The sequence below is a fragment of the Streptomyces sp. NPDC090127 genome, from assembly GCF_044746945.1.
Lineage (GTDB): Bacteria > Actinomycetota > Actinomycetes > Streptomycetales > Streptomycetaceae > Streptomyces.
The window spans coordinates 374,785-381,320 of the sequence record NZ_JBIVDE010000006.1; the positions used below are offsets into that span (position 1 = coordinate 374,785).

5 protein-coding genes are annotated in these 6,536 nt (G+C 72.9%); 4 read left to right on the plus strand and 1 reads right to left on the minus strand.

Annotated features, from left to right (window positions below; genetic code table 11):
• Positions 1-51 precede the first annotated feature (51 nt).
• The gene (locus tag ACIPPS_RS23655) at positions 52-639 is read right to left on the minus strand and encodes a TetR/AcrR family transcriptional regulator (protein ID WP_401435402.1); all 588 of its coding nucleotides are present in this window, start codon (positions 637-639) and stop codon (positions 52-54) included.
• 87 nt (positions 640-726) lie between these two features.
• Between ACIPPS_RS23655 and ACIPPS_RS23660 the strand changes: the two genes are divergently transcribed.
• The 4 genes from ACIPPS_RS23660 to ACIPPS_RS23675 are packed head-to-tail and all read left to right on the plus strand — an operon-like array spanning position 727 to position 6,362.
• Positions 727-2,334 carry a carboxyl transferase domain-containing protein gene (locus ACIPPS_RS23660; protein WP_401435405.1) on the plus strand — a complete coding sequence of 536 codons (1,608 nt, stop codon included), beginning with the start codon at positions 727-729 and terminating at the stop codon, positions 2,332-2,334.
• A gap of 8 nt (positions 2,335-2,342) precedes the next feature.
• Positions 2,343-4,262, plus strand: coding sequence for an acetyl/propionyl/methylcrotonyl-CoA carboxylase subunit alpha (locus ACIPPS_RS23665; protein WP_401435407.1), 1,920 nt, complete (start codon positions 2,343-2,345; stop codon positions 4,260-4,262).
• Positions 4,259-5,194, plus strand: a complete 936-nt coding sequence (locus tag ACIPPS_RS23670) for a hydroxymethylglutaryl-CoA lyase (protein ID WP_401435409.1) — start codon at positions 4,259-4,261, stop codon at positions 5,192-5,194. The genes ACIPPS_RS23665 and ACIPPS_RS23670 overlap by 4 nt, the downstream gene beginning before the upstream one ends.
• A 7-nt stretch (positions 5,195-5,201) precedes the next feature.
• Positions 5,202-6,362 carry an acyl-CoA dehydrogenase family protein gene (locus ACIPPS_RS23675; RefSeq protein ID WP_401435412.1) on the plus strand — a complete coding sequence of 387 codons (1,161 nt, stop codon included), beginning with the start codon at positions 5,202-5,204 and terminating at the stop codon, positions 6,360-6,362.
• Positions 6,363-6,536 lie beyond the last annotated feature (174 nt).

Here is a 6,536-nt window from a genome sequence, read left to right on the forward strand (position 1 = left end):
TGCCGGGCCGCCGGGGCGACGGCCGCCCGTTTCCACCCCGTGGACCGGTGGCTACGCCTCCGCCAGCGCCCCGAACGCCCCGTGCGCCAGGCGCCTGAGCAGCTCCTCCATGGCCCCGCGCCCCAACGCGGCCAGGTGCGGAGTCGAGTTCAGCAGCCCGAAGACGGCGTGGACGGCCGCCCGGGCCTCCCCCTCGCCGGCCGCCGGGTACAGCTCCCGCACCGCCGTCACCCACAGCTCGACGTACTGCCGCTGGAGCTGGCGCACCCGCTTGCGGTCCTCGTCCTTGAGCCGGTCCAGCTCGCGGTCGTGCAGGGTGATCAGCGGCCGGTCGTCGAGCGCGAAGTCGATGTGCCCGTCGACGAGCGCGCGGAGCAGCGCCCCGGGGTCGCCGGCGGCGTCGCCGACCCGCAGCCGGCCGCCGTCCAGGAGCCGCTCGCTGATCCCGACGAGCAGCTCCGCGAGCATCGCGTCCTTGCCGGGGAAGTGGCGGTAGAGCCCGGGGCCGCTGATGCCGACCGCGGCTCCTATCTCGTCGACGCCCACGCCGTGGAAGCCGCGCTCGGCGAAGAGGCGAGCGGCCTCCTTGAGGATCTGCTCGCGTCGCGTGGGGGCGTCGGTCCTGGCGGTGGTGGTCATGAAGACGATTCTAGACAACCGGGTTAGCGCTCGTTAACCTGATCCCCATACGTTAACGCTCATTAACCGAGCAAGGGAGCTCGAGGGATGCAGCAGGCACCTGTGCTGACGAGCGCGGCGGACCCCGCGTCGGCGGCCTGGCAGGCCAACGAGGCGGCGCACGAGGAGCTGACCGCCGCGCTCCGCGCCAAGCTCGCGGCGGCCGCGCTCGGCGGCGGCGAGAAGGCCCGCGCCCGGCACACCGCGCGCGGCAAGCTGCTGCCGCGGGACCGCGTGGACACGCTCCTCGACCCGGGCTCCCCGTTCCTGGAGCTCGCCCCGCTCGCGGCGAACGGGATGTACGGCGACGCGGCACCGGCGGCCGGGGTCATCGCCGGCATCGGACGGGTCTCCGGCCGCGAGTGCGTGATCGTGGCGAACGACGCGACCGTCAAGGGCGGCACGTACTACCCGATGACGGTGAAGAAGCACCTGCGGGCCCAGGAGGTGGCGCTGGAGAATCGTCTCCCCTGCCTCTACCTGGTCGACTCGGGCGGCGCCTTCCTACCGATGCAGGACGAGGTCTTCCCCGACCGCGAGCACTTCGGCCGGATCTTCTACAACCAGGCGCGGATGTCCGGCGCCGGCATCCCCCAGATCGCGGCCGTCCTCGGCTCCTGCACGGCCGGCGGCGCGTACGTCCCGGCGATGAGCGACGAGGCCGTGATCGTACGGAACCAGGGCACGATCTTCCTCGGCGGACCGCCGCTGGTGAAGGCGGCGACCGGCGAGGTCGTCACCGCGGAGGAGCTGGGCGGCGGCGAGGTGCACTCCCGGACGTCCGGGGTCACCGACCACCTCGCCGAGGACGACGCGCACGCCCTGCGGATCGTCCGGAACATCGTCGCCACCCTCCCCGCCCGGGGCGCGCTGCCCTGGTCGGTCGAGCCGGTGGAGGAGCCGAAGGTGGACCCGGCGGGGCTCTACGGCGCGGTGCCGGTGGACTCCCGTACCCCCTACGACGTCCGCGAGGTCATCGCGCGGATCGTGGACGCCTCGCGCTTCCAGGAGTTCAAGGCGGAGTACGGGCAGACCCTGGTCACCGGCTTCGCCCGGATCCACGGCCACCCGGTCGGGATCGTCGCCAACAACGGCATCCTGTTCTCCGAGTCCGCCCAGAAGGGCGCGCACTTCATCGAGCTGTGCGACCAGCGCGGCATCCCGCTCCTCTTCCTGCAGAACATCTCGGGCTTCATGGTCGGCAAGGACTACGAGGCGGGCGGCATCGCCAAGCACGGCGCCAAGATGGTCACGGCGGTGGCGACCACGCGCGTGCCGAAGCTGACGGTGGTCGTCGGCGGCTCGTACGGCGCGGGCAACTACTCGATGTGCGGCCGGGCGTACTCCCCGCGCTTCCTGTGGATGTGGCCCAACGCCAAGATCTCGGTCATGGGCGGCGAGCAGGCGGCGTCCGTCCTCGCGACCGTCAAGCGGGACCAGCTCGGCGACGAGTGGAGCGCCGAGGACGAGGAGGCCTTCAAGGCCCCGATCCGCACGCAGTACGACACCCAGGGCAACGCCTACTACGCGACGGCGCGGCTCTGGGACGACGGGGTCATCGACCCCATGGAGACCCGCCAGGTGGTGGGCCTCGCCCTGACGGCCTGTGCCAACGCGCCCCTGGGTGAACCCCAGTTCGGCGTCTTCCGGATGTGAGGGAGTCCATGTTCGACACAGTGCTCGTCGCCAATCGCGGCGAGATCGCGGTCCGCGTCATCCGCACCCTCCGCGCGCTCGGCGTCCGCTCGGTGGCGGTCTACAGCGACGCGGACGCCGAGGCCCGTCACGTACGGGAGGCGGACACGGCGGTACGGATCGGCCCGCCGCCCGCCTCGGAGAGCTACCTCTCGGTCGAAGCCCTCCTCGACGCGGCCCGGCGCACGGGCGCGCAGGCGGTCCACCCCGGCTACGGCTTCCTCGCGGAGAACGCCGCCTTCGCGCAGGCGTGCGAGGACGCGGGCCTGACCTTCATCGGCCCCCCGGCGACCGCGATCGCGCTCATGGGCGACAAGATCCGGGCCAAGGAGACCGTGAAGGCGGCGGGCGTCCCCGTCGTCCCCGGCGCGGCCGACCCCGAACTGGAGGCGGCGGCGCGGGAACTGGGCGCGCCGGTGCTGCTGAAGCCGTCGGCCGGCGGCGGCGGCAAGGGCATGCGCCTGGTCCGCGACCTGTCGACGCTGACGGACGAGATCGCGTCGGCGCGTCGGGAGGCGCGGTCGTCCTTCGGCGACGACACGCTCCTGGTGGAGCGCTGGATCGACCGGCCGCGCCACATCGAGATCCAGGTCCTGGCGGACCGGCACGGCAACGTGGTGCACCTGGGCGAGCGCGAGTGCTCGCTCCAGCGCCGCCACCAGAAGATCATCGAGGAGGCCCCCAGCGTCCTGCTGACGCCCGAACTCCGGGCGTCGATGGGCGAGGCGGCGGTCGAGGCGGCCCGCTCCTGCGGCTACGTGGGCGCGGGCACGGTCGAGTTCATCGTGCCGGGCGAGGACCCGTCCTCGTACTACTTCATGGAGATGAACACCCGCCTCCAGGTGGAGCACCCGGTGACCGAGCTGATCACGGGCCTGGACCTGGTGGAGTGGCAGCTGCGGGTGGCGGCGGGCGAGAAGCTGCCGTTCGCCCAGCCGGACATCCGCCTCGACGGCTGGGCGATCGAGGCCCGGATCTGCGCGGAGGACCCGTCGCGCGGCTTCCTCCCGTCGGGCGGCACGATCCTCTCCCTGCACGAGCCCCAGGGCGACGGCGTCCGCACCGACTCGGGCCTGAGCGAGGGCACCGAGGTGGGCAGCCTCTACGACCCGATGCTCTCCAAGGTCATCGTCCACGCGAAGGACCGCCCCACCGCGCTGCGCCGGCTGCGCGCCGCCCTCGCGGACACCGTCACCCTCGGCGTCCAGACCAACGCCGGCTTCCTCCGCCGCCTGCTCGCCCACGAGTCGGTGGTGAGCGGCGACCTGGACACGGGCCTGGTCGAGCGGGACGCCGAGAGCCTGGTGCCCACGGGCGTGCCGGACGAGGTGTACGCGGCGGCTGCCGCCGTCCGGCTCGCCGCGCTGGCCCCCGCGCCCCGGGACGGCTGGACGGACCCGTACGCGGTGCCCAGCGGCTGGCGCATGGGCGGCCGTCCCGCGCCGCTGCCCTTCCCGCTGCGCGTGCCGGGGTGCGAACCCGTCATGGTCGAGGCACCGGCCGGTGCCCGCGTCACGGACACGTCGGTCACCGTCACGGTGGACGGCGTCGTCCACCACTTCCACCGCGGCGGCGCCTTCCTCGGCCGCGACGGCGACTCCTGGCACGTCCAGGACCACGACCCCGTCGCCGCCGCCCTCACCGGCGCCCGGCACGGCGGCGCCGACACGCTCGCCGCGCCCATGCCCGGGACCGTCACCGTCGTCAAGGTGGCCGTCGGGGACGAGGTCGTCGCCGGGCAGAGCCTGCTCGTCGTCGAGGCCATGAAGATGGAACACGTCATCTCCGCCCCGCACGCCGGCACCGTCACCGAGCTGGACGTCACCCCCGGCTCCACCGTCGCCATGGACCAGATCCTCGCCGTGGTGACCCCCAGGGAGGAATCATGACCACGGGCCTGCCGATGCGCGTGCCCGCCCCCGGGCTCCCCGACCGGGTCCGGATCCACGAGGTCGGCCCCCGCGACGGACTCCAGAACGAGAAGACCGTCGTCCCGACCGCCACGAAGGCCGAGTTCGTCCGGCGGCTCGCCGCCGCCGGCCTCTCCACCGTGGAGGCGACCAGCTTCGTCCACCCCACGTGGGTCCCCCAACTGGCGGACGCCGAGGCGCTGTTCCCGCTCCTCGCGGACGTCCCGGCCCGCCTCCCGGTCCTCGTGCCGAACGAACGCGGCCTCGACCGGGCACTCGCCCTCGGCGCCCGTGAGATCGCCGTCTTCGCCTCGGCCACCGAGTCCTTCGCGAAGGCCAACCTCAACCGGACCGTCGACGAGGCCCTCACCATGTTCGAGCCGGTCGTCACCCGCGCCATAGAGCAGGGCCTGCGCATCCGGGGCTACCTCTCCATGTGCTTCGGCGACCCGTGGGAGGGCGCCGTCCCCGTCGAGCAGGTCGTCCGCGTCACCAAGGCCCTCGCCGAGATGGGCTGCGACGAACTGAGCCTCGGCGACACCATCGGAGTCGCCACCCCGGGCCACGTCGAGGCACTGCTCCACGCGCTCACCGAGGCGGGCGTCCCGACGGCACGCCTGGCCGTCCACTTCCACGACACCTACGGTCAGGCCCTCTCCAACACCCTCGCCGCGCTCCGGCACGGCGTCACCACCGTCGACGCCTCCGCCGGCGGCCTCGGCGGCTGCCCCTACGCCAAGAGCGCCACGGGCAACCTCGCCACCGAGGACCTCGTGTGGATGCTCGACGGCCTCGGCATCGAGACCGGGGTCGACCTGGCCGCCCTCACCGCCACCAGCGTGTGGATGGCCGAACAACTGGGCCGACCGAGCCCCTCCCGTACCGTCCGCGCCCTCTCCCACAAGGAGTGACGTACCCATGTCCCTCGACCACCGTCTCTCCGAAGAGCACGAGGAACTCCGCCGCACGGTGGAGGAGTTCGCGCACGACGTCATCGCTCCGAAGATCGGCGACTACTACGAGCGCCACGAGTTCCCGTACGAGATCGTCCGCGAGATGGGCCGCATGGGCCTGTTCGGGCTGCCCTTCCCCGAGGAGTACGGCGGCATGGGCGGCGACTACCTCGCCCTCGGCATCGCCCTCGAAGAACTCGCCCGCGTCGACTCCTCCGTCGCCATCACCCTGGAGGCCGGCGTCTCGCTGGGCGCGATGCCGGTCTACCGCTTCGGCACCGAGGAGCAGAAGCAGGAGTGGCTCCCCCGGATGTGCTCGGGCGAGATCCTCGGCGCCTTCGGCCTCACCGAGCCCGGCGCGGGCAGCGACGCCGGCGGCACCCGCACCACCGCCGTCCGCGACGGCGACGACTGGGTCATCAACGGCTCGAAGTGCTTCATCACCAACTCCGGTACGGACATCACGGGGCTGGTCACCGTCACGGCCGTCACCGGCCGCAAGCCCGACGGCCGCCCCCTGATCTCCTCGATCATCGTCCCCTCCGGCACCCCCGGCTTCACGGTCGCCGCGCCCTACTCCAAGGTCGGCTGGAACGCCTCGGACACCCGCGAACTGTCCTTCGACAACGTCCGCGTGCCGGCCGCGAACCTGCTCGGCGACGAGGGCCGTGGGTACGCGCAGTTCCTCCGGATCCTGGACGAGGGCCGGATCGCCATCTCGGCGCTCGCGACCGGCCTGGCGCAGGGCTGTGTGGACGAGTCCGTGAAGTACGCGAAGGAACGTCACGCCTTCGGCCGCCCGATCGGCGACAACCAGGCCATCCAGTTCAAGATCGCGGACATGGAGATGCGCGCCCACATGGCCCGCATCGGCTGGCGCGACGCGGCCTCGCGGCTGGTGCTGGGCGAGCCGTTCAAGAAGGAGGCGGCGCTGGCGAAGCTGTACTCCTCCACGGTCGCGGTCGACAACGCCCGCGAGGCGACCCAGATCCACGGCGGCTACGGCTTCATGAACGAGTACCCGGTGGCCCGCATGTGGCGCGACTCCAAGATCCTGGAGATCGGCGAGGGCACGAGCGAGGTCCAACGCATGCTGATCGCCCGCGAACTGGGCCTGTCGGCGTGAGCTGAGCGGTAGGGGCGGGGGCGCGGGGCCCTGACGGGACCGGGCCCCGGGGCACCCCAGGGGGGCGCCCAACGGGCCGGGGCTCGGGGGACGCGCGGTCGAGAGCCGGGCGGCCCGGAGCCGGGCGGCCGGAAGCCGGGGCGGTTGGGAGCCGGGCGGCCGGAAGCGGGGGCG

Coding starts and splice junctions, on each gene's coding strand:
- ACIPPS_RS23655 (WP_401435402.1), bottom strand. CDS start 639: ATGACCACCACCGCCAGGACCGACGCCCCCACGCGACGCGAGCAGATC.
- ACIPPS_RS23675 (WP_401435412.1), top strand. CDS start 5,202: ATGTCCCTCGACCACCGTCTCTCCGAAGAGCACGAGGAACTCCGCCGC.
- ACIPPS_RS23660 (WP_401435405.1), top strand. CDS start 727: ATGCAGCAGGCACCTGTGCTGACGAGCGCGGCGGACCCCGCGTCGGCG.
- ACIPPS_RS23665 (WP_401435407.1), top strand. CDS start 2,343: ATGTTCGACACAGTGCTCGTCGCCAATCGCGGCGAGATCGCGGTCCGC.
- ACIPPS_RS23670 (WP_401435409.1), top strand. CDS start 4,259: ATGACCACGGGCCTGCCGATGCGCGTGCCCGCCCCCGGGCTCCCCGAC.